This is a genomic window from Mesorhizobium sp. M7A.F.Ca.CA.001.08.2.1, assembly GCF_003998455.1.
Lineage (GTDB): Bacteria > Pseudomonadota > Alphaproteobacteria > Rhizobiales > Rhizobiaceae > Mesorhizobium > Mesorhizobium ciceri.
The window spans coordinates 1-883 of the sequence record NZ_RZPW01001282.1 but is presented as its reverse complement, the minus strand read 5'-3'; the positions used below and the strand labels follow the sequence as shown (position 1 = coordinate 883).

Sequence of the window (883 nt, the reverse complement as noted above, 5' to 3'; positions counted from 1 at the left end):
GAGACAGAACTTGACGCCACCGCGCGCGCTGAACTCGACGAGTTCGCCAAAGCCCTGAAGGACAACCGGCTGAGCACGTTCAGCTTCGTCGTCGAAGGCTATACCGATGCCACCGGCACGGTGCACCACAACGAAGGCCTGTCGCAACGACGAGCGAAATCGGTAGCCGCCTTCCTCACGGCCAGCGGCATCGAGCCTGATCGCATCAACGCGGTCGGCATGGGTGAAAAGAACCCGCGCAGTTCCAACCCATACGATCCGCTCAATCGCCGCGTGGAAATGCGGATAAAGACACAATAGCCACGCAAAGCTGCGCCGCAGCCTGGGATGGGCCGAAGATTGTTCTACCCGATGGAATTTGGACAGGGGTGAGCATAGCAGCGCGAGCGTGGTTCAAAGCGTATTCTGAATTGAGCTTATGACGGCGGTGACGGCCTGCTTGTATTTTTCAAACTCCGGTGACGTCTGGCGGACCTCCGTGGTCGTTGTCTGCTGGGCGGCGCCAGTGGCCATGCGGCCCAGCTTCTGGCCCATTTTCCTTTCGGCCCAGTCCACGACGTAGCTGGCGGTCTTGCCGGTGAGAAACGGGTTGGCCTGGATGACGGCCGACCCCAGCACGGCGCTCAGTTGCGCCGAACCTGTGGCCGACAGCACCTGGTGCGCGCCTTCCATTCCCAGGAAATGACAGAGATAGAGTCTGCCCGCCGTAATCTGGTGACCACGCTCCCGAAGATAGGCCTCGCCTTCGCGAGCCAGGTTGCGAACCATCTCACGCGAGATCGTGGCGTCGTAGCGCAGTGCGAGCAGGTCGGCTGTCGACAGCGTGCGCGCAAGTTCCGGGCGGTAGGTGTTCATCATCCTGATCCAGGTCTTGCTTATGAAT

At 60.7% G+C, this 883-nt stretch carries 1 protein-coding gene and 1 pseudogene; one reads left to right on the top strand and one right to left on the bottom strand.

Annotation, left to right across the window (positions count from 1 at the left end; translation table 11 throughout):
* Positions 1-300: OmpA family protein (locus EN914_RS36845; protein WP_164779237.1), on the top strand; the 300-nt coding region annotated here is incomplete at its 5' end.
* A 93-nt stretch (positions 301-393) separates the two neighbouring features.
* On the opposite strand, the pseudogene EN914_RS36840 reads toward EN914_RS36845, so the two are convergent.
* Positions 394-883, bottom strand: a pseudogene (locus EN914_RS36840) (M23 family peptidase); the annotation flags it as partial.